Annotated in this window: 17 protein-coding genes; 11 read left to right on the plus strand and 6 right to left on the minus strand. The window is 61.7% G+C overall.

Annotated elements, in window-relative coordinates; genetic code table 11:
- Nucleotides 1-217: 217 nt before the first annotated feature.
- Nucleotides 218-925, plus strand: coding sequence for a PqiC family protein (locus AB7933_RS04180; RefSeq protein WP_024073065.1), 708 nt, complete (start codon nt 218-220; stop codon nt 923-925).
- 356 nt (nt 926-1,281) lie between these two features.
- Here the strand turns inward: AB7933_RS04180 and AB7933_RS04185 are convergent, their stop codons facing one another.
- Nucleotides 1,282-2,796 carry an AhpA/YtjB family protein gene (locus AB7933_RS04185; protein ID WP_024073066.1) on the minus strand — a complete coding sequence of 505 codons (1,515 nt, stop codon included), beginning with the start codon at nt 2,794-2,796 and terminating at the stop codon, nt 1,282-1,284.
- A 133-nt stretch (nt 2,797-2,929) separates the two neighbouring features.
- Here AB7933_RS04185 and serB point away from each other — a divergent pair, with 133 nt between their 5' ends.
- A complete protein-coding gene (gene serB, locus AB7933_RS04190; protein ID WP_024073067.1) occupies nt 2,930-4,144 on the plus strand; it encodes a phosphoserine phosphatase SerB in 1,215 nt (404 codons plus the stop codon).
- A gap of 141 nt (nt 4,145-4,285) precedes the next feature.
- On the opposite strand, the gene asd is transcribed toward serB, so the two are convergent.
- From asd to AB7933_RS04205, 3 genes are read right to left on the minus strand one after another with little or no spacing between them, the layout of a single operon-like run.
- On the minus strand, nt 4,286-5,146 hold the full coding sequence (gene asd / locus AB7933_RS04195) for an archaetidylserine decarboxylase (RefSeq protein ID WP_024073068.1): 861 nt from the start codon (nt 5,144-5,146) through the stop codon (nt 4,286-4,288).
- A 16-nt stretch (nt 5,147-5,162) separates the two neighbouring features.
- Nucleotides 5,163-5,978, minus strand: coding sequence for a rhodanese-like domain-containing protein (locus AB7933_RS04200; RefSeq protein WP_024073069.1), 816 nt, complete (start codon nt 5,976-5,978; stop codon nt 5,163-5,165).
- 57 nt (nt 5,979-6,035) lie between these two features.
- On the minus strand, nt 6,036-7,571 hold the full coding sequence (locus AB7933_RS04205) for an HDOD domain-containing protein (RefSeq protein WP_024073070.1): 1,536 nt from the start codon (nt 7,569-7,571) through the stop codon (nt 6,036-6,038).
- A gap of 167 nt (nt 7,572-7,738) precedes the next feature.
- Between AB7933_RS04205 and motA the strand changes: the two genes are divergently transcribed.
- Together motA and motB are read left to right on the plus strand one after the other, a co-directional pair.
- Nucleotides 7,739-8,590 carry a flagellar motor stator protein MotA gene (motA, locus tag AB7933_RS04210; protein ID WP_024073071.1) on the plus strand — a complete coding sequence of 284 codons (852 nt, stop codon included), beginning with the start codon at nt 7,739-7,741 and terminating at the stop codon, nt 8,588-8,590.
- Between the two features lie 3 nt (nt 8,591-8,593).
- Entirely contained in the window at nt 8,594-9,610 is a 1,017-nt protein-coding gene (gene motB, locus AB7933_RS04215; protein WP_024073072.1) for a flagellar motor protein MotB, read from the plus strand.
- Nucleotides 9,611-9,887: 277 nt separating this feature from the next.
- On the opposite strand, the gene rsgA is transcribed toward motB, so the two are convergent.
- Nucleotides 9,888-10,919 carry a small ribosomal subunit biogenesis GTPase RsgA gene (gene rsgA, locus AB7933_RS04220; RefSeq protein ID WP_024073073.1) on the minus strand — a complete coding sequence of 344 codons (1,032 nt, stop codon included), beginning with the start codon at nt 10,917-10,919 and terminating at the stop codon, nt 9,888-9,890.
- A 108-nt stretch (nt 10,920-11,027) separates the two neighbouring features.
- Between rsgA and orn the strand changes: the two genes are divergently transcribed.
- Entirely contained in the window at nt 11,028-11,570 is a 543-nt protein-coding gene (gene orn, locus AB7933_RS04225; RefSeq protein WP_024073074.1) for an oligoribonuclease, read from the plus strand.
- Nucleotides 11,571-11,749: 179 nt separating this feature from the next.
- On the plus strand, nt 11,750-12,364 hold the full coding sequence (locus AB7933_RS04230) for a trimeric intracellular cation channel family protein (RefSeq protein ID WP_012721908.1): 615 nt from the start codon (nt 11,750-11,752) through the stop codon (nt 12,362-12,364).
- On the opposite strand, the gene queG is transcribed toward AB7933_RS04230, so the two are convergent.
- Nucleotides 12,343-13,425, minus strand: a complete 1,083-nt coding sequence (queG, locus tag AB7933_RS04235; protein WP_024073075.1) for a tRNA epoxyqueuosine(34) reductase QueG — start codon at nt 13,423-13,425, stop codon at nt 12,343-12,345. The genes AB7933_RS04230 and queG overlap by 22 nt on opposite strands.
- A 63-nt stretch (nt 13,426-13,488) precedes the next feature.
- On the opposite strand from queG, the gene AB7933_RS04240 reads away from it, so the two are divergent.
- Genes AB7933_RS04240 through miaA form a run of 5 tightly spaced genes read left to right on the plus strand, consistent with a single transcriptional unit; the run spans nt 13,489 to nt 19,128 of the window.
- Nucleotides 13,489-14,349 (plus strand): NAD(P)H-hydrate dehydratase, encoded by an 861-nt coding sequence (locus tag AB7933_RS04240; protein ID WP_024073076.1) that lies wholly within the window; start codon nt 13,489-13,491, stop codon nt 14,347-14,349.
- The gene (gene tsaE, locus AB7933_RS04245) at nt 14,337-14,807 is read left to right on the plus strand and encodes a tRNA (adenosine(37)-N6)-threonylcarbamoyltransferase complex ATPase subunit type 1 TsaE (protein ID WP_024073077.1); all 471 of its coding nucleotides are present in this window, start codon (nt 14,337-14,339) and stop codon (nt 14,805-14,807) included. The genes AB7933_RS04240 and tsaE overlap by 13 nt, the downstream gene beginning before the upstream one ends.
- Before the next feature lie 15 nt (nt 14,808-14,822).
- A complete protein-coding gene (locus tag AB7933_RS04250) occupies nt 14,823-16,244 on the plus strand; it encodes an N-acetylmuramoyl-L-alanine amidase (protein WP_024073078.1) in 1,422 nt (473 codons plus the stop codon).
- Nucleotides 16,244-18,157: a DNA mismatch repair endonuclease MutL gene (gene mutL, locus AB7933_RS04255; protein WP_024073079.1), complete on the plus strand. Its 1,914-nt coding sequence runs from the start codon at nt 16,244-16,246 to the stop codon at nt 18,155-18,157. The genes AB7933_RS04250 and mutL overlap by 1 nt, the downstream gene beginning before the upstream one ends.
- Complete coding sequence (miaA, locus tag AB7933_RS04260; protein ID WP_024073080.1) at nt 18,157-19,128, plus strand: tRNA (adenosine(37)-N6)-dimethylallyltransferase MiaA; 972 nt, start codon at nt 18,157-18,159, stop codon at nt 19,126-19,128. Before mutL ends, miaA begins: the two co-directional genes overlap by 1 nt.
- Nucleotides 19,129-19,169: the final 41 nt, after the last annotated feature.

The following is a 19,169-nucleotide window of genomic DNA, read 5'->3' on the forward strand; positions in this document are numbered from 1 at the left end:
CGCTTTAAGGTGACAACGCAGTGGGGAAACTCACTGAGAACGCCCTCTGGAGCCGTTGATCTACGATTTAACGCGTAGATCGACGCTTTGGCGCTGGAGTCATGGCGCATATTCACGGATGATATGGCCTTTCCAGCGCCGGCGTGGCCGAGCGTGTTTAGGTTATTTTTAAGTATTACATTGTGGTTCGCCTTGTGGCAGCCACCTGGATGGGATGATGACTGCTCCACGCCTTCCTTTTATTTTGATGCTCGCTGGCCTTCTGGGGCTGGCGGGTTGCAGCACACACCAGCCTGTGTCGCTGTATCAGCTGGACAGCGGAAGTCCGGCCCAGCCCGCACAAACTGCGGGTATGGCAGTTTTACTGGGCCCGGTAGTCGTCGCTGACTACCTGCAACGTGAAACCCTGCTACAGCGTCAGAACGACGGCAGCCTGCAAGGTTCCGTTGATGGTCGTTGGGCCGGCAGCCTATCGTCCGACATCAACCAGCTGATGCTGCGCCAGGTGGCGGGTCAACTGGACAGCCAGCGTGTGGTCCTTGCGCCTGCACCCACTGGCTTTACCCCGGATGTTCAGGTGTTGCTGACCATTACCCGGCTTGATTCCGGTAAATCGCAACCGGCGATTCTCGATGCGCAATGGCGCTTGATCGACCGTCGTGGCCAGGTGCGCGATAACCGAATCGTGCACCTGCAGGAAGAACACACCGGCACCACCGCGTCCCAGGTCCAGGCCCAGGGCGTATTGTTGCAACACCTGGCGCAGCAGTTGTCGGTGGCCCTCAAGCCATTGGCCAACCAGCCGCCGATCGCCGAGGCACCGCGCAAGCAGGCTCCGGTACAGGCCAAGCCCGCAGAGCCGCAGAAACCGAAGATGCCGATGGCGACACCGATTCGCACGGATATGGAAGTGTTCAGGTTCTGATCTGAATCGCAGACAAACAAAAAGGCCCGCTGACTCAGCGGGCCTTTTTGTTTGTGGTGAGATAAGTCACGGCGCAGATCAAGTGTGGGAGGGGGCTTGCTCCCGATAACGGTGGTTCAGTCAATGATGTGCTGACTGATACTCCGCAATCGGGGGCAAGCCCTAATGCCGTTCAGTTAAGGCTTTTTTGTAGGAGCGAGCTTGCTCGCGAAAAACTCACAGGCGCCGCGTTCATTCAGGAGACACGCGTTATCGTTGACGTTTTTCGCGAGCAAGCTCGCTCCTACAAAAGGCGATGTACGCTTAACTGAACGGCATTAGGGCAAGCCCCTCTCACATGAGTCCGGCGGTGTTCTTCAGGGCTTTGTACGGGTCTCATGCATCCGCGCCAACTGCCGTTCCAGCATCGATGGATACGGCTCCATCAAGCGCTCCACACAACTGGCGCCTTCTGGGCTGGCAATGGGGCGAATACGCGCGCGTTGGCGAATCAGCGTGTCTTCGCTGATCTTGCGCTCCACCAGCAGGAGATTGCGGCTGTGTTGGGACAGGGCCAGCGCATCCTGGGCGATCTCGGTCAGCAGCAGGTCGATCTGGCTCATGCCAAACAGGTCGTCACCCACCGTCAGGCCCAGTTGCAGTTGCAAGGTGATGCCGCTGTCGGCCACTTCGATCTGCAATTCATGGCCCAGGGCACGCAGCAGCTCGCCGCAGCAGATGGCGTTGGTCAGGTAGTCTTCGCCGCTGTCTTCGCTGTGGAACAGCATCAACGTGCTGCCGTCGTTCAGGGTGTGCAGCTCGCTCTGATAGAGCGAGGCGGCCTGGTCGAGGCAATCGCGGTAGCGTTCCAGTAATTCGGTCAGGCGGGCGCGGGGCAGGCGGCGCAGTTGGTCCTGGGCGCCCAATTGCACGGCCAGTACGGCGCTGTGCTGGGGCTCGGCGTTCTTCGCTGGCACGGGCTTGGGCGCAACGGCGGTGCTGGCCGAGGTGTCGCGCAGGTCGGCGAATGGGTCTTCGTCGTCCAGCTCGTCTTCTTCGGCCCGGATCACATGGCGTGGCGCTGGTTTCAGGCCGGCTACCGGAGGGCGCTCGTCGAAGCCCGGGTCGCGCAGGTCGTGTACTTCGAACTCGGGTTCGTCGTCGAACTCGGGCTCGGGTTCAATCTCGCGTACCACCGGTTCCGGAGCGAAGCTGGCATGAAGTTGGCGCGCAAGGTCGCCGATTTCGTCCTGGCGATCGGTGGCCGGGGTATGTTCGTCGATATCCCGCAGCCAGATGCGCAGTTGCATCAGTGGCGTCGAGATATGCCGCCCCAGGCGCAGGCTCAAGGCCAGGGCCAGGGCCAGCAGGATCGCGCTGAGGATGCCCATGCTTTGCAGGCTGATGGTCATCGGCTGCTGGAATTGCTGCATGTCCAGGCTGATGCGCAATTGACCCGCCTTCACATCCTGGAACGTGATATTGCTCTGGTACAAGCCTTCGGCTTCGCCCAGCAGGCCGTTTTTCGGGCGTTGCCCGGCTTCGGCCATGATGCGGTTGTCCACGCTGTAGATGGCGGCGTGGGCGACCAGCGGGTTCTTGGTCAGGTTGTTGAGCAGCACGTTGAGGCTGAGGATGTCGTTGGACACCAGCAGCTCGGTCGCCGAGGTGGCGGTCTGGGTGGTCAGGCTTTCGCCCAACGCATCGGCTTGCTCATGCATGGCCTGTTTGAACTGCAAACCCATCACGCAGGCGTAGATCACCAGGGCCAGGGCGACCAGGATCACGTTATGGCTGGCGATGCGTAATGCGATCGGTACACGGCGGTGGCGCAGTGCCCGGAAGATCAGCAGGAAGAAGTTGTCGGTTTTTACTGGCGTGGGCCGGTTCACTTGAGCTCGGCTCTTAGTCCGTGAAGTTGACGCGCAGTATAGCGACAGGCCCAAGACCGGCAAAGCGCTGGCTGTGCCCGGTGGTCACTGAAAGTGGGTAGAATGCGGTTTTTTTCCAGCCTGGGGGTGCGCTTTGCGCGAAATTGTCCTGATCAACATCACCGGCGAAGACCGACCGGGTCTCACCGCGGCCATTACCGGCGTTCTGGCCCAGGGTGGTGTAAACATTCTCGACATCGGCCAGGCGGTGATCCACGACACCCTGTCGTTCGGCATCCTGGTGGAAATCCCGAGCACCGAGCAGGCGTCTTCCGTGCTCAAGGACATTCTGTTTACGGCATACAAGCTGGATCAACAGGTACGGTTCACCCCGGTGTCCGAAGAGGATTACCAGCACTGGGTGGCCGGCCAGGGCAAGAAACGCCATATCGTCACCTTGTTGACCCGCAAAGTGACCGCCGAGCAGTTGCAGCGCGTCAGCTCGATCACCGCGCAGTTTGGGTTGAACATCGACCATATCGACCGTCTGTCAGGTCGTATGCCACTGGACACCCCGGCCGACAAGGGCAAGGGCTGCATCGAGTTTTCCGTGCGCGGCGAACCGGCAGACCCGCAGGCCCTGCGCGCTGAATTCCTCAGCGTGGCCCAGGAGCTGAACGTCGACATCGCCTTCCAGGAGGACTCGCTGTTCCGCCGCAACCGCCGCCTGGCGGTGTTCGACATGGACTCGACGCTGATCGAAGCCGAAGTCATCGACGAACTGGCCAAGGCAGCCGGTGTGGGTGAGCAAGTTTCTGAAATCACCGAACGCGCGATGGCCGGTGAGCTGGACTTCCGCGCCAGCTTCAAGGAGCGCCTGGCGTTGCTCAAGGGGCTGGATGTGAGCGTGCTGGACTCCATCGGCGCTTCCCTGCGCCTGACCGAAGGTGCCGAAAGCCTGTTCGCCGAGCTCAAGCGCCTGGGTTACAAGACCGCGATCCTGTCCGGTGGCTTTACCTACTTCGCCAAGCAATTGCAGGCCAAGTTGGGCATCGACTATGTGTTCGCCAACGAACTGGAAGTGGTCGACGGCAAGGTGACTGGCGTGGCGGTGGAGCCGATTGTCGACGCACAGCGCAAGGCCGACCTGCTGAAGGAGCTGGCCCACAAGGAAGGTTTGCGTCTGGAGCAGACCATTGCGGTGGGCGACGGTGCGAATGACCTGCCGATGCTGGCAATTGCCGGTTTGGGTGTGGCGTTCCGTGCCAAACCCTTGGTCAAGCAATCGGCCAAGCAGGCGATTTCGACCTTGGGGCTGGATGGTGTGCTGTATCTGCTGGGCTTTCGCGACCGCGACGGTCAGCTCTAATCCGAAGTCACTGTAGGAATACAGTCAACATGTGGGAGGGGGCTTGCCCCCGATGACGGTGGAACAGCCAATATACCTGTGGCTGGACTACCGCTACCGGGGGCAAGCCCCCTTCCACATTGGATCTCTGCAGGTTTTGAATCAGGCTTTCGGCAGTGCGATGCCCTGGCCCATCTGCACCGGCGAACCGGCCACCAGTTCCTCAGCCCACTTCACCTGATCAGGCCCGAACAGCACGATCGCGGTGGAGCCCAACTTGAAGCGACCCAGCTCCGCACCCTTCTCCAGGTGAATCGGCGCGCGTGCCGCTTCGTCATAGCGGAAGGTTTTCAGCTCGCGCTTGGGCGGCGTGACCAGCCCGGCCCACACGGTTTCAATCGAGGCGACGATCATCGCGCCGACCAACACCACGGCCATCGGGCCGCGTTCGGTGTCAAACAGGCAGACCACACGCTCGTTACGGGCAAACAGTTCCGGCACGTTTTCGGCGGTGGTCTGGTTGACCGAGAAAATCCGCCCAGGCACGTAGACCATTTCGCGCAGGGTACCGGCCAGCGGCATATGCACGCGGTGGTAGTCCTTCGGCGACAGGTAGATGGTGGCAAAATCGCCGCCCATGAAAGGCGCTGCCACGGCAGCATCGCCGCCCAGCAACTCCAGCACGCTGAAGCTGTGGCCCTTGGCCTGGAATATACGGCCATGCTCGATCGGGCCGAGCTGGCTGACCGCACCATCAGCCGGGCTCAGTACGGCGCCAGGGGTCGGGTCCAGTGGGCGCGCGCCGTCTTTCAAGGCGCGGGTGAAGAAGGCGTTGAAGTGCTCGTAGGCGGTCACGTCTTCCACCAGGGCTTGGGACATGTCCACTTGATAGCGCTTGGCAAACCACGTGGTGAAGGCATTCTTGAACCAGCGTACGCGGCACTCGGCAATGCAGCCGGCCAGCCGCGACAGCAGGTGATGCGGCAGCAAGTACTGGCTGAGGATAAACAACTGCTTTTTCATTAACTGTCCTTAAACCTTAAATCTCAACGGGGGTGTCGGGGTGGTTGCCCCATTCGCCCCAGGAACCGGCATAACCTTTGACTCGCGGATAACCGAGCGCCTTGGCCACCAGGTAGGTGAAGCCAGAGCGGTGGTGAGTCTGGCAGTGGGTGATGATTTCTTTATCGGGGGTCAGCCCGAGGCTTTCGAGGATCTGCGGCATGTCGCGGCGGATGCGCAGGTTGCGTGCCTTGTCCATGCCGGCGGTCCATTCGAAGTTCACAGCGCCGGGGATGTGGCCCCCCTTGGCGGCGAGGACTTTCTCGCCGGAATACTCCAGCGGGCCGCGTGCGTCCCAGATACCCAGGTCCGCCGCGCCGAGGCGGCTTTGCAGGTATTCGCGGGTTGCGGTGGGGCCCTCGTGCAGCGTGAGGCTGACGGGGCCACCGACGGGGGCGGGTACGTCGGTGGACACTGGGTGCTGCTCAGCCAGCCAGGCCAGCAGGCCGCCATCGAGGTAGTGGTATTTCTGATGGCCGATCACGTCGAGCATCCAGATAAAACGGCCAGCCCAGCCACCGCCTTCGTCGTCGTAGACCACGTAGGTTGCGTCCGGGGTGTGGCCCAGTTCGCCGAACAGTTTTTCCAGGTCGGCTTTGTTGGGCAGCAGGCCGGGTGCCGGCGGCTGGCCCAGTTGGGTGCGCTTGGGGTCAACGAAATGCGCGCCGGGGATATGCCCTTCGGCGTAGCGGGCGGCACTGGTGAGATCCACCAGAATCAGGTGTTCGGCATCAAGGCGACCGAGCAGGTCGCTGGATTCGATCACCAGCGGCAAGCCAGAGAAGTCAGGCATGTGAGGTCTCCTGGGCACAAATGTTGGCGATAAAGGACCGCGATTGTAGCGCAAGCATCAGGCGCTGCGGTTGGTAAAGCTGTGCAGGGCTTTCTCGATGCACTGGGCGGTTTTGCCGAAGGCCTGCACGGTGGTTTCCGAAAATGGCCCGCCGCCCTGGTCGGCCACCATCAACATCACCACGCGGCCATTGCAGCTCAGCGAACGCAGCAACAGGTGTTCCCCGGTGAACAGGCGACGCAGGATCGGCGGCAACAGGGCCGAGAACTGTGCGTGGTTGTCGGGCGTCAGGCGCACCTGGGCGGATTTTTCCAGCATGCGTTGCAGCAGCGTGCTGTGGACCACATCCAGGCTCAGGTTCGCGGCGTCCTTCGGCAGGCCATCGGCCTGATGCACGCGCAAGGTGCTCAGGGCGCGATCCGCCATAAACAGCAACACTCGTTGCATGCCACTGGCGACCAGCGCTTCCTTGGCGCACGTGGTCAAGTGCATGGCATTGGCAAAGCGGCTCGGCTCCACCAGCAACTCCGTGCAACGCTTGCGCCAGATGGCCAGGGACTCTGCGGTAGGTGGCGGCGCGGGCAGCAGGCCGCGATGGATCTTCTGCACATTCCATGGCCAGATCAGCGACAGCGCCGGGTGCCAAAGGTCGGGCATCAACGTCGTACGGGCGCTGGTGACGGCTTGCTGGTGGGACTGTTGCTGTACTTCGCTCAATGGCTGTTGCAGGTACAGGGCCGTGAGGTACTGCCAGCGTTTGGTGTGCGGGCAGGTCCATGACTCTTGCGCCGACATCGCCAGACCGTTGGCCAGCAGCACGGTATTGGCGGGTTGGTTCAACCAGCGGCGCAGGCTGGGGTCGGCATCGAGCAATTGCTGATGGCGCAGCGGGTCATCTTCCCGGGCGATGTGCAATGCCTTGACCAGCAGGCGTTGTTCCTTCAGCAGCAGGTTATAACCCTGGGACACCCAGATGGGCAGGTGCCAGGTTTCAGTCAGGCCGAGGCACAGGTCCAGCAGGCGGACGCCAAATAACTCCTGTTCGACCTGACGTGCCGACTGGCTTTTGTGGATAACTCGCAGTTCCCACTCTTCCAAGAGCTTGGGGTAGGCAACCGCCATCGGCCACAGCGGCGATAGAAACAGCAAGCTGCCCCAGTGAATGTCTTGCCACAGCCGCGCCAGGCGGCTGGCGAACAGGCCGTTGGCCTGCTGGGAAGCGTGTTGGCTCACCAGCAGCAGTTGGCGCAAGGCGACGGGAATCTCATTGGCAGGCACTGAAGGCAGGCGCGCGAGCAACTCTTCGGCGCGTTTGAGGCCGAGGCGGTTGAGCGCCACTTCGAGGTTTTCCGCCGGTTCCGCCAGGCTGCCATGGGTGTGGCTGTTGGCTTCGCGCATCACGCTGAGCACCAGCGCGGGGCTGTCTTGCATCAGTTCGGCAATATCTCGCAACGAACTGCGGCTGTCGCGGATGGCTTTGCACACGCGCTCGTGGTTCGCCTGGGGAACGGGCAGCCGCACTTCGTCCAGACGCTTGATCCAAGCAGCGAGGGTGGTGGGTTTTACAGTGGGTACGGTCGTTTCATTAGCCATGATTGGGGCGCGATCATCACTTGCGGTCAACACGCCCAGAGCGGGCCGAACTGGCTTTTCGCCTTAACGGCCTATAGTCTGGCGCAGTTTTGCCGATAAGTAGAACAAGAGTTTTGCAGTTCCTCCAAATATGTCCATGAACCTCACGGCGCAAGTACACATCCCCTATGGCTAAAATAATCGGCATCATCGTCGTCATCGCAAGCGTGCTCGGTGGGTACGTCCTGTCCCACGGTAAGATCGCTGCGTTGATCCAGCCCTTTGAAGTGCTGATTATTGGTGGTGCGGCGTTCGGCGCATTCTTGCAGGCCAACCCCGGCTACATGACCATGCATGTGATCAAGAAGTCGCTGGGCATGTTCAGCTCGCGCTTTTCCCACACCTTCTACCTGGAAGTGCTGGGGCTGATCTACGAGATCCTCAACAAGAGCCGCCGTGAAGGCATGATGGCCATCGAAGGCGACATCGAAGATGCCGCGGCCAGCCCGATTTTCGCCAAGTACCCGGCCGTGCTCAAAGATGAGCGCATGACCGCGTATATCTGCGACTACCTGCGCATCATGTCCTCGGGCAACATGGCGCCCCATGAGCTGGAAGGCCTGTTCGACATGGAGCTGTTCAGCCTCAAGGAAGAGCTGGAGCATCCTTCCCACGCGGTGACCGGTGTTGCCGACGGTATGCCTGGTTTCGGTATCGTCGCGGCGGTACTGGGTATCGTGGTGACCATGGCGTCCCTCGGCGAGGGCGACCAGAAAGCTATCGGTATGCACGTAGGTGCGGCCCTCGTGGGTACCTTCTTCGGTATTCTTGCGGCCTATGGTTTCTTCGGCCCGCTCGCCACCTCCCTGGCCCACGATGCCAAGGAAGAAATCAATCTGTATGAAGCGATCAAGGCCAGCCTGGTCGCTTCGGCATCGGGCATGCCGCCTTCGCTGGCGGTGGAATTCGGTCGCAAGGTGCTGTACCCGAAACATCGCCCAAGTTTTGCCGAGTTGGAACAAGCGGTTCGCGGTCGCTAAGCCATGGAAAACAACCAGCCGATAATCATCAAGCGCGTCAAGCGCTTCGCCGCGGGGCACCATGGTGGCGCCTGGAAAATCGCCTTCGCCGACTTCGCGACGGCGATGATGGCGTTCTTCCTGGTGCTGTGGCTGATGTCCACGGCCACGCCCGAGCAGAAGATCGCCATCGCCGGTTACTTCAAGGACCCGATTGGCTTCTCGGAAAGTGGCACCCCCTTTGTAATCGACCTTGGCGGTTCGCCGCAGTTGGCGCCTGAGCGCACCATCAACCCGGAGGTCAAGACCGAGGCGCCCCAGGAAAAAATTCCGATCGAGCGCGATACCGTCGAGAGCATGGCTGAGCAGGTCGAGCAGGAACGCCTTGAATTGCTGCTGCAGGAATTGCAGACCAAGGTCGAGGAAAACCCTCAACTGCTGAAGTTCAAGGATCAGATTTCCTTCGAGATTACCCCGGAAGGCTTGCGTATCCAGATCACTGACGCCGCGAACCGGCCGATGTTCGACTCCGGCAGCGCGCGCTTGAAGCCGTATTTCGAAGATATCCTGCTGGCCATGGCCGACACCATCAAGGCCGTGCCGAACAAGATCAGTATCAGCGGCCACACCGATGCCAAGCCGTATGCGGGGCAGGGCGACTTCGGCAACTGGGAGCTTTCGGCCAACCGTGCCAACGCTGCTCGCCGTGCACTGGTGGCCGGCAGCTACCCGGACGCGCAAGTGGCACGAGTGGTCGGCTTTGCCTCTTCCCAATTGTTTGATCCGAAAGACCCGTTCAACCCGATCAACCGTCGCATCGATATCGTTGTGCTGACTAAAAAGGCCCAGCGAGCGATTGAAGGCGATCAGCCACCGCCGCCGCCGACATCCGGCGCAGGCGCGCCAGGTGAAACTCCCGCCGATCCGAATGCGATTGCGCCTGGGCAGGAGCCATTGCCGGCGCATGAGCTGCGGCAGAAGCTGAACTTGTTTGATGACGGCGGGGTGAAGGATCCTACGGTGCCTGCGACGGGCTCGTAGTCACACCGGATGTTTGTGGTGAGCGAGCCTGTTGTGGGGGAGGGTGCGGGCTTGTTGTGGGATGCGGGCGTGCCCTGATGCCTGTCAGTTAAGGCGGAACACTGTAACTGTGGCGAGCGGGCTTGCCCCGCGTTGGGCTGCGAAGCAGCCCCAGAACCCGCCGCAGAGGAGTGCCTGATACTCCGCATTCCGATTGATTGGGGCCGCTTCGCAACCCAACGCGGGGCAAGCCCGCTCGCCACGACAGGCTTGCTCGCCAGATATTGCGTGGGGTGGTCTAGTAACTGCTTTCGGGCAAGCTCGCAATAATCGACCGATAGCTGTTCATCCGCTGCTGCTGCACGCGGCCATCCTCCAGCGCCTTGAGCAAGGCGCAACCGGGCTCGCGGTCGTGTTTGCAATCGCGGAAGCGGCAAGTGCCGATCAGGTCGTTGAATTCGATAAAGCCGGCTTCTACATCGCTGCGGCTGACGTGGCCGAGGCCGAATTCTCGAATACCTGGGGAGTCGATCAGCTCACCGCCGCCGGGGAAGTGGAACAATCGCGCGGTGGTGGTGGTGTGGGTGCCCTGGCCGGACAGTTCCGACAGCGGGCCGACACGGGTGTCGACTTCCGGTAACAGGCTGTTGACCAGCGACGACTTGCCCACGCCGGACTGGCCGACAAACACGCTGATACGCCCATTCAGCTGCTGTTGCAGCTGTTCCATGCCGTTGCCGTGATGCGCCGAGACTTCCAGCACCGGGTAACCCAGGGTGCGGTAGACCGCCAGCAACGCATTGAGCGCCGGAGCGTTCTGCTCGTCGATCAGGTCGAATTTGTTCAGCAGCAGCAACGGACGAATGCCGGCATGTTCGGCCGCCACCAGGTAGCGGTCGATCAGGTTGGCATGAGGCTCGGGCAGCGGCGCGAACACGATCACGATCATGTCGACGTTGGCCGCTACCGGCTTGAGCTGGCCACGGCTGTCGGGGCGACGCAATTCGGTGGTACGTGGCAACTGGGCGACGATCACGCCGATACCCTGGTTGCCGGCACGCCAGACCACTTTGTCGCCAGTGACCAGTGCCGGCAGGTTGGCGCGCAGGTGGCAACGGGAAACCGAACCTGCGAATTCGCCCTCCAGCGCCTCGACTTCGACCTGCACACCAAAGTGTGCGATCACCAGGCCGGTTTGTTCGGGGCCCAGGTCGCCGCCCTCGAGCGCTTCCACGGCGGAGGATTCACGTTTGGCGGCGCGAGCGGCGCGTTCACCTTGAATCTTTTCGATGCGCCAGTTTTGGCGACGATTGAGCTGGCGTTTGGCCATTGGTGTTCCGTGTCGATAATGCGAAGGTTGGGTAAAACGGTCGCGAGTCTAGCACGCCCCTGCCTGCTAAACTGCGCAGCTACGCCAAGGTGCCAAGAGAATCAAGCCATGCAAAACCCACAAAACCTGATTTGGATCGATCTGGAAATGACCGGTCTGAACCCCGACACCGACGTCATCATCGAGATGGCGACGATTGTCACCGACAGCAACCTCAACACCTTGGCCGAAGGTCCGGTGATCGCCATCCACCACAGCGATGCCGTACTCGCCACTATGGACGAGTGGAATACTCGTACCCACGGCAACTCGGGCCTGACCCAGCGTGTGCGTGACAGCCGCATCAGCATGGCGGAGGCTGAGGCCGAAACCATCGCTTTCCTGGAGCAGTGGGTGCCGAAGGGCAAGTCGCCGATCTGCGGCAATAGCATCTGCCAGGACCGTCGCTTCCTTTATACCCATATGAAGGCGCTGGAAAGCTACTTCCACTACCGCAACCTGGATGTGTCGACCCTTAAGGAACTGGCGGCACGCTGGGCGCCGGAAGTCAAAGACAGCTTCCATAAAGGCAGCACCCACCTGGCGCTGGATGATATTCGCGAGTCGATCGCCGAGCTGCAGCATTACCGCAAGCATTTCATCAAGGCTTGAATTCCTTCAAGGGTGAGCCGGTTTTTTGTGGCGAGCGGGCTTGTCCCGCGTTGGGCTGCGAAGCAGCCCTAATACTGCCAACACACCTCTCCAAACAGATATCATTGCCGGCTTTGGGGCTGCTGCGCAGCCCAACGCGGGGCTAGCCCGCTCGCCACAGTTTTGCAAGGATCGCCCTCATGCTGCTGATGCTCTACCTCATCGCCATCACTGCCGAAGCCATGACCGGTGCGCTGTCGGCTGGACGGCGGGGCATGGATTGGTTTGGTGTGGTGCTGATCGCCTGTGTGACGGCGCTGGGTGGCGGTTCGGTGCGCGATGTATTGCTCGGTCACTACCCGCTGACGTGGGTCAAGCACCCGGAGTACCTGGTGCTGACCTCGGTTGCCGCGTTGGTGACGATCTTTATCGCGCCGCTGATGCGCCACCTGCGGTCGCTGTTCCTGGCGCTGGATGCGGTGGGGCTGGTGGCCTTCACCCTGATCGGCTGCATGACCGCCCTGGAAATGGGCCACGGCATGTTGGTGGCTTCAGTCAGCGGCGTGATCACCGGGGTTTTTGGCGGCATTCTGCGGGATATCTTCTGCAACGATATCCCGCTTATCTTTCGTCGCGAGCTGTACGCCAGTGTGTCGTTCCTCGCCGCTTGGTTCTACCTGCTGTGCCTCTACCTGGAGCTGCCCAGTGAACAAGCGATTCTGCTGACGTTGTTCAGCGGCTTTCTGCTGCGGTTGCTGGCCATCCGTTTTCACTGGGAAATGCCCAAGTTCGTCTATAACGACGACGTGCATTGACGCTCGGCGTGCTGCTTGAGTGCCCACTCCACATGTTCACGCACCAGCTCCGAGGGGTAATCGCGGCGCGCCTTCAAGGCTTCCAGCACCGGAATACTCGACGGCGCATTGCCCAGGCCCACCGCCAGGTTGCGCAGCCAGCGCTCGTAGCCGGCGCGGCGCAACGGTGAACCTTCGGTGCTGCTCAGGAATGTGTCCTCGTCCCACATAAACAGTTCGGCCAGCTCTGCGTTGTCCAGATTGTGCCGTGGCTTGAAATCGCCTTCCGTGGTGGGGCGCGCGAAACGATTCCACGGGCAAACGATCTGACAATCATCGCAGCCGAATACCCGGTTGCCGATCAGTGGGCGCAAGTCTTCTGGGATGGCGCTCTTGAGTTCGATGGTCAGGTAGGAAATGCAGCGCCGGGCATCCAACACGTAAGGGCCGACGAAGGCGTTGGTGGGGCAGATGTCCAGGCACGCGGTGCAGCGGCCGCAGTGTTCGGTGCTGTGCGGCGGATCAACCGGCAATGGCAGGTCGACAAACAGTTCGCTCAGGAAGAAATAACTGCCGGCCTTGCGATTGAGTACCAGGGTATTTTTGCCGATCCAGCCCAGGCCAGCCTGTTCGGCGATGGCTTTTTCCAGCACCGGTGCGCTGTCGACAAAGGCGCGAAAGCCAAATGGGCCGATCTGTGCCTGAATACGGTCAGCCAATTGTTGGACGCGTTTGCGGATCAGCTTGTGGTAGTCGCGGCCGAGGGCGTAGCGCGAGATGTAGGCTTTTTCCGGTTTGGCCAGCAGTTGTGCCATCTGGGTATCGCCGGGCAGGTAGTCCATGCGTAGCGAGACCACGCGCAAGGTGCCGGGCACCAGTTCGTCCGGGTGGGATCGCTTGCTGCCATGGGCGCCCATGTACTCCATCTCGCCGTGGTAACCCGCGTCGAGCCAGCGTTGCAGGTGTTGTTCATGCTCGGCCAGGTCGAGGCCGCTGATGCCGACTTGTTGGAAGCCCAGCTCGCGGCCCCAGTCTTTGATCGATTGGGCGAGGGCGGGCAGGTCGTAGGTAATAGCAGGCATGAGACACGGGAAACCACGGGTTAGATGGGTATAATTCTGCCAGACATCGGAGCTTGAAGACGCATGCCGCAGACAAAACACGCAATAACCGACGTTCAGCCCCTGTTGCCCGGCCATTTGCCGCAACTGGCTGCACGTTCTCCGGACGCCCATAAGGGCCAGTTCGGCCACCTGCTGGTCATCGGTGGCGACCACGGCTTTGGCGGCGCCGCGTTGCTGAGCAGCGAAAGCGCCTTGCGCAGCGGTGCCGGCATGGTTTCCCTGGCGACTCGCGTCGAGCATGTGCCGGCTGCCTTGGCGCGCTTGCCGGAAGTCATGACCGTTGGGGTGAGTTCGGCCAACCAACTGATGGGCTTGCTGGAAAAAATCTCGGTCATCGTCATTGGTCCGGGCCTGGGCGGTGCCGCCTGGGGCAAAAGCCTGTTATCGGTCGCCGCCAACGCCAAACAGCCACAAGTCTGGGATGCCGATGCCTTGAATCAGCTGGCGACCGGCCGCGTAGCGCTTCCGGCTGACTGCGTGATCACCCCGCATCCCGGCGAAGCGGCGCGTTTGTTGGGGATATCGACAGCCGAGGTTCAGGCGGATCGTCTTAAGGTGGCGCGCGCGTTGAGTCAGAAATTCAATGCAGTGGCTATCCTCAAGGGGGCTGGCAGTTTGATCGCCAGCCCGGATGGGCGCGTTTCCCGGTGTGACCAGGGCCACCCGGCCATGGCGACGGCCGGGCTCGGCGATGTGTTGGCCGGCCTGGTGGGCGCACTGCTTGCCCAGGGGATGCCAGCCTTTGACGCCAGTTGCCTGGCCGTGTGGTTGCACGCGACGGCGGGAGATCGCCAGGGCACCTTGGGTCGCGGGTTGGCTGCCAGTGACCTGATACCTGCCATTCGTCAATTGTTGGAGGAGCAGTCGCCGTGCCTGAAGTAAACCGTTTCCTGGCCGATGAAGAGGCCATGGTGCAGTTCGGCCATTGCCTAGCACGGGTCACGAAAGGCGCGGGGCTGATCTTTCTCGAAGGTGACCTGGGGGCGGGCAAGACCACGCTGTCCCGGGGGATTATTCGCGGGTTGGGCCACGAGGGGGCGGTGAAAAGTCCGACCTTTACCCTGGTCGAACCTTATGAGATCGGGGCGATAAGAGCCTTCCACTTCGATCTCTATCGCCTGGTGGACCCTGAAGAGCTGGAGTACATGGGCATCCGTGACTACTTCGACGAAGATGCGTTGTGCCTGATCGAGTGGCCAGATAAAGGCACAGGCTTTTTGCCAAAGCCGGACCTGACCATTACCATTACGCCGCATGAGCATGGACGTCTGCTGAAGTTGTTGCCCCAGAGCGCGCGCGGTGAGTCGTGGTGCGCCGCTCTGGCATTGGAATTCAAATAATTGGTGGGGTTAGGTATGCGCTTTCGCGCGTTGGTTGCTGTCGTAGGGGTGTTGCTTGCGGCAATGACTGTCAATGCTCTGGCTGCTTCACAGGTGAAGAGTGTTCGCCTGTGGCGAGCGCCGGATAACACGCGACTGGTGTTCGACCTGTCTGGCCCTGTCCAGCACAGCGTCTTTACCCTGACGGCGCCTGATCGCCTGGTGATCGATATCAACGGTGCGACCCTGGCCGCGCCGTTGAACGTCTCCACCGCCAATACGCCGATTACCGCCATGCGCTCGGCCCAACGTACGCCGACCGACCTGCGTGTAGTGATCGACCTGAAAAAGGTCGTGACCCCGAAAAGCTTCTCCCTGGCACCCAACGCCCAGTACGGCAACCGGCTGGTGGTCGACCTGTTCGACAATGCCGCCGATGCTGCACCGCCGCCTGCGCCGACGCCGAGCGTGGCGACCGTGCCGGCGGTGCCGGTCAATCCGTCGCAACCACAGGTTAAATTGCCACCGCCACCTCCTGCCCCGGCGGGCAAGCGCGACATTATTGTCGTGATCGATGCCGGCCATGGCGGTGAAGACCCGGGCGCCTCCGGTTCACGCGGCCAGCATGAAAAAGACGTGGTACTGGCTATCGCCCGCGAGTTGCAGCGCCAGGTCAACGGCATGAAAGGCTATCGCGCCGAGCTGACCCGTACCGGCGACTACTTCATCCCGCTGCGCGGTCGTACCGAAATCGCCCGCAAGAAAGGCGCCGACCTGTTCGTGTCGATCCACGCCGATGCCGCACCTTCGGCTGCCGCCTTCGGCGCCTCGGTGTTTGCCCTGTCGGATCGCGGCGCCACCTCCGAGACCGCCCGCTGGCTGGCCGATAGTGAGAACCGCTCCGACTTGATCGGTGGGGCCGGCAACGTGTCCCTCGATGACAAGGACAAGATGCTCGCCGGTGTGCTGCTCGACCTGTCGATGACCGCTTCATTGACCTCCAGCCTGAACGTCGGCCAGAAAGTCCTGAGCAACATCGGCCGCGTGACCTCGCTGCACAAGCAGCGTGTGGAGCAAGCCGGGTTCATGGTGCTGAAGTCGCCGGACATTCCATCGATCCTGGTGGAAACCGGGTTCATCTCCAACTCCAACGAAGCCTCCAAGCTGGCCAGCGCCAGCCACCAGCAGGCGTTGGCACGCTCCATCAGTGCCGGCGTGCGTCAGTTCTTCCAGCAGAACCCGCCACCGGGCACCTACATCGCCTGGCTGCGCGACTCCGGGAAAATCGCCCAGGGCCCGCGTGACCATCGCGTGCAGCCTGGCGACACCCTGGCCATGCTGGCTGTCCGCTTCCAGGTGTCGGCCGCGACCTTGCGCAGCGCCAACAACCTGAAGACCGATGAGTTGAAAGTCGGCCAGGTGTTGACCATCCCTGGCACTGAATTGGCGGCACAGTAATGAGTGAATCAATCTTGCACAGCGGATCGCGCATCGAGCTGCTCAGCCCACGCCTTGCCAACCAGATTGCCGCGGGTGAGGTGGTCGAGCGGCCCGCCTCGGTTATCAAGGAACTGCTGGAAAACAGCATCGATTCCGGCGCCAAGCGCATCGATGTCGACGTGGAGCAGGGCGGTGTCAAGCTGCTGCGGGTTCGCGACGATGGCAGCGGTATCTCCGCGGACGACCTGCCGCTGGCCCTGGCCCGTCACGCCACCAGCAAGATTCGTGACCTGGAAGACCTTGAGCGGGTGATGAGCCTGGGCTTTCGCGGTGAGGCCCTGGCCTCCATCAGCTCCGTGGCCCGCCTGACCCTGACTTCCCGCACCCGCAGCGCCGACCAGGCCTGGCAGGTGGAAACCGAAGGCCGCGACATGGCGCCTCGGGTCCAGCCGGCGGCGCACCCGGTGGGCACTTCGGTAGAGGTGCGCGACCTGTTCTTCAACACTCCGGCGCGGCGCAAATTCCTCAAGGCTGAAAAAACCGAATTCGATCACCTGCAAGAAGTCATCAAGCGCCTGGCCCTGGCGCGTTTCGACGTGGCGTTTCATTTGCGTCACAACGGCAAGACCATCCTCAGCCTGCACGAAGCCAATGACGACGCTGCACGTGCTCGCCGGGTAGCGGCGGTGTGCGGCGCGGGGTTCCTGGAGCAGGCGTTGCCGATTGAAATCGAACGCAATGGCCTGCGCCTGTGGGGTTGGGTGGGGTTGCCGACCTTCTCCCGCAGCCAGGCGGACTTGCAGTATTTCTTTGTGAACGGTCGGGCCGTACGCGACAAACTGGTGGCCCACGCGGTGCGCCAGGCCTATCGCGATGTGCTGTTCAATGGGCGGCACCCGACCTTTGTGCTGTTTTTCGAGGTCGACCCTGCGGTGGTCGACGTCAATGTGCATCCGACTAAACACGAAGTGCGTTTCCGTGACGGCCGCATGGTGCATGACTTCCTCTACGGCACCTTGCACCGCGCCCTGGGCGATGTACGCCCGGATGACCAGTTGTCGGCACCGATTGTCACGGCGGTGGTCCGGCCCAGCGGCCCGCAAGCTGGTGAGTTCGGCCCCCAGGAGGAAATGAGCCTGGCGGGTAACCTGTTGCAATCGCCGCAACCGCAGCCGACTTATTCGGCACCGGGTTCCGGTTCCGGGGCGGGATACCAGTATCAATACACCCCACGTCCGCAATCGGCCGTGCCGGTGGCCGAGGCCCAGGCGGCCTACCGTGAGTTCTTTGCGCCGCTGCCGGGTGCTGAGCCTGGTGCGGTCGCCTTGCCGGAAGGCGGAGGGGATATTCCTCCGCTGGGCTACGCATTGGCACAGCTCAAAGGCATCTACATCCTCGCGGAAAATGCCCATGGCCTGGTGCTGGTCGACATGCACGCCGCCCATGAGCGGATCATGTACGAACGCTTGAAGATCGCCATGGCCAGCGAAGGCCTCAGTGGCCAGCCGCTGTTGGTGCCGGAGTCTTTGGCAGTCAGCCAGCGCGAGGCCGATTGCGCCGAAGAACACCACGGCGTGTTCCAGAAACTGGGCTTCGAATTGCAGCGCCTGGGCCCGGAAACCCTGGCGATCCGCCAGATTCCCGCGCTGCTCAAGCAGGCCGAGGCCAACCGGCTGGTAGCCGATGTACTGGCAGACCTGATGGAGTACGGCACCAGTGATCGTATCCAGGCACACATCAACGAACTGCTCGGCACCATGGCCTGCCACGGCGCTATCCGCGCCAATCGCCGCCTGGCCTTGCCGGAAATGAACGGCCTGCTGCGCGACATGGAAAATACCGAGCGCAGCGGCCAGTGCAATCATGGCCGACCGACCTGGACCCAGATGGGCCTGGACGACCTGGACAAACTGTTCTTGCGCGGTCGTTGATGAGTGCCTTGCCCCCCGCGATCTTCCTGATGGGCCCGACGGCCGCAGGCAAGACCGACCTGGCCATCGAGCTGACCAAGGTGCTGCCCTGCGAGCTGATCAGTGTTGACTCTGCGCTGGTTTATCGGGGCATGGACATCGGCACCGCCAAGCCTTCCAAGCAGATGCTGGCGCAATATCCGCACCGATTGATCGACATCATTGACCCGGCCGAGAGCTATTCCGCCGCGGATTTTCGCGCTGATGCGCTGGTGGCGATGGCCGATATCACTGCGCGCGGCAATATCCCACTGCTGGTGGGCGGCACGATGCTCTACTACAAGGCATTGCAGGAAGGGTTGGCCGATATGCCGCCCGCCGACGCCCAGGTGCGCGCGGAGCTTGAGGAGCAGGCTGCACGCCTTGGCTGGCAAGCCCTGCATGATCAGTTGGCGGCTGTCGATCCGGTGTCCGCCGCTCGTATTCACCCCAATGACCCTCAGCGGCTCAGTCGGGCCCTGGAAGTCTGGCGTGTGAGCGGCCAGACCATGACCGAGCATCGGCAGCGACAATCTGCGCAAAGTGCTGACGCAGGCGCATCGGGGCAGTCACAATTGCCCTATACTGTGGCGAATCTGGCCATCGCTCCGGCAAATCGCCAGGTGCTGCATGAACGAATTGCACAAAGATTCACAATTATGTTGGAACAGGGGTTTGTGGAGGAGGTCGTAGCACTGCGTTCAAGAGGTGACCTGCATCCAGGGTTGCCTTCGATACGTGCTGTAGGCTACCGCCAAGTCTGGGATCATCTGGATGGCAAGCTGACGTCAGCTGAGATGCAGGAGCGCGGCATCATTGCCACGCGCCAATTGGCGAAGCGCCAGTTCACCTGGCTGCGCAGCTGGAGCGATTTGCACTGGTTGGACAGCCTGGATAGCGACAATCTGTCACGCGCCTTGAAATACCTGGGAACGGTCTCCATATTGAGCTGAGTCCTTGCAATTGCCGTCTATCCTTGGGGGTGTGACGGCCA

The sequence above is a fragment of the Pseudomonas gorinensis genome (assembly GCF_042015035.1).
In the GTDB taxonomy this organism is placed as follows: domain Bacteria; phylum Pseudomonadota; class Gammaproteobacteria; order Pseudomonadales; family Pseudomonadaceae; genus Aquipseudomonas; species Aquipseudomonas gorinensis.

Excerpts from the sequence above, each read along its gene's own strand:
- AB7933_RS04180 (WP_024073065.1), top strand. The coding sequence starts at position 218 with ATGACTGCTCCACGCCTTCCTTTTATTTTGATGCTCGCTGGCCTTCTG.
- asd (WP_024073068.1), bottom strand. The coding sequence starts at position 5,146 with ATGAAAAAGCAGTTGTTTATCCTCAGCCAGTACTTGCTGCCGCATCAC.
- AB7933_RS04200 (WP_024073069.1), bottom strand. The coding sequence starts at position 5,978 with ATGCCTGACTTCTCTGGCTTGCCGCTGGTGATCGAATCCAGCGACCTG.
- AB7933_RS04205 (WP_024073070.1), bottom strand. The coding sequence starts at position 7,571 with ATGGCTAATGAAACGACCGTACCCACTGTAAAACCCACCACCCTCGCT.
- motA (WP_024073071.1), top strand. The coding sequence starts at position 7,739 with ATGGCTAAAATAATCGGCATCATCGTCGTCATCGCAAGCGTGCTCGGT.
- motB (WP_024073072.1), top strand. The coding sequence starts at position 8,594 with ATGGAAAACAACCAGCCGATAATCATCAAGCGCGTCAAGCGCTTCGCC.
- rsgA (WP_024073073.1), bottom strand. The coding sequence starts at position 10,919 with ATGGCCAAACGCCAGCTCAATCGTCGCCAAAACTGGCGCATCGAAAAG.
- orn (WP_024073074.1), top strand. The coding sequence starts at position 11,028 with ATGCAAAACCCACAAAACCTGATTTGGATCGATCTGGAAATGACCGGT.
- AB7933_RS04230 (WP_012721908.1), top strand. The coding sequence starts at position 11,750 with ATGCTGCTGATGCTCTACCTCATCGCCATCACTGCCGAAGCCATGACC.
- queG (WP_024073075.1), bottom strand. The coding sequence starts at position 13,425 with ATGCCTGCTATTACCTACGACCTGCCCGCCCTCGCCCAATCGATCAAA.
- AB7933_RS04240 (WP_024073076.1), top strand. The coding sequence starts at position 13,489 with ATGCCGCAGACAAAACACGCAATAACCGACGTTCAGCCCCTGTTGCCC.
- AB7933_RS04250 (WP_024073078.1), top strand. The coding sequence starts at position 14,823 with ATGCGCTTTCGCGCGTTGGTTGCTGTCGTAGGGGTGTTGCTTGCGGCA.
- mutL (WP_024073079.1), top strand. The coding sequence starts at position 16,244 with ATGAGTGAATCAATCTTGCACAGCGGATCGCGCATCGAGCTGCTCAGC.
- miaA (WP_024073080.1), top strand. The coding sequence starts at position 18,157 with ATGAGTGCCTTGCCCCCCGCGATCTTCCTGATGGGCCCGACGGCCGCA.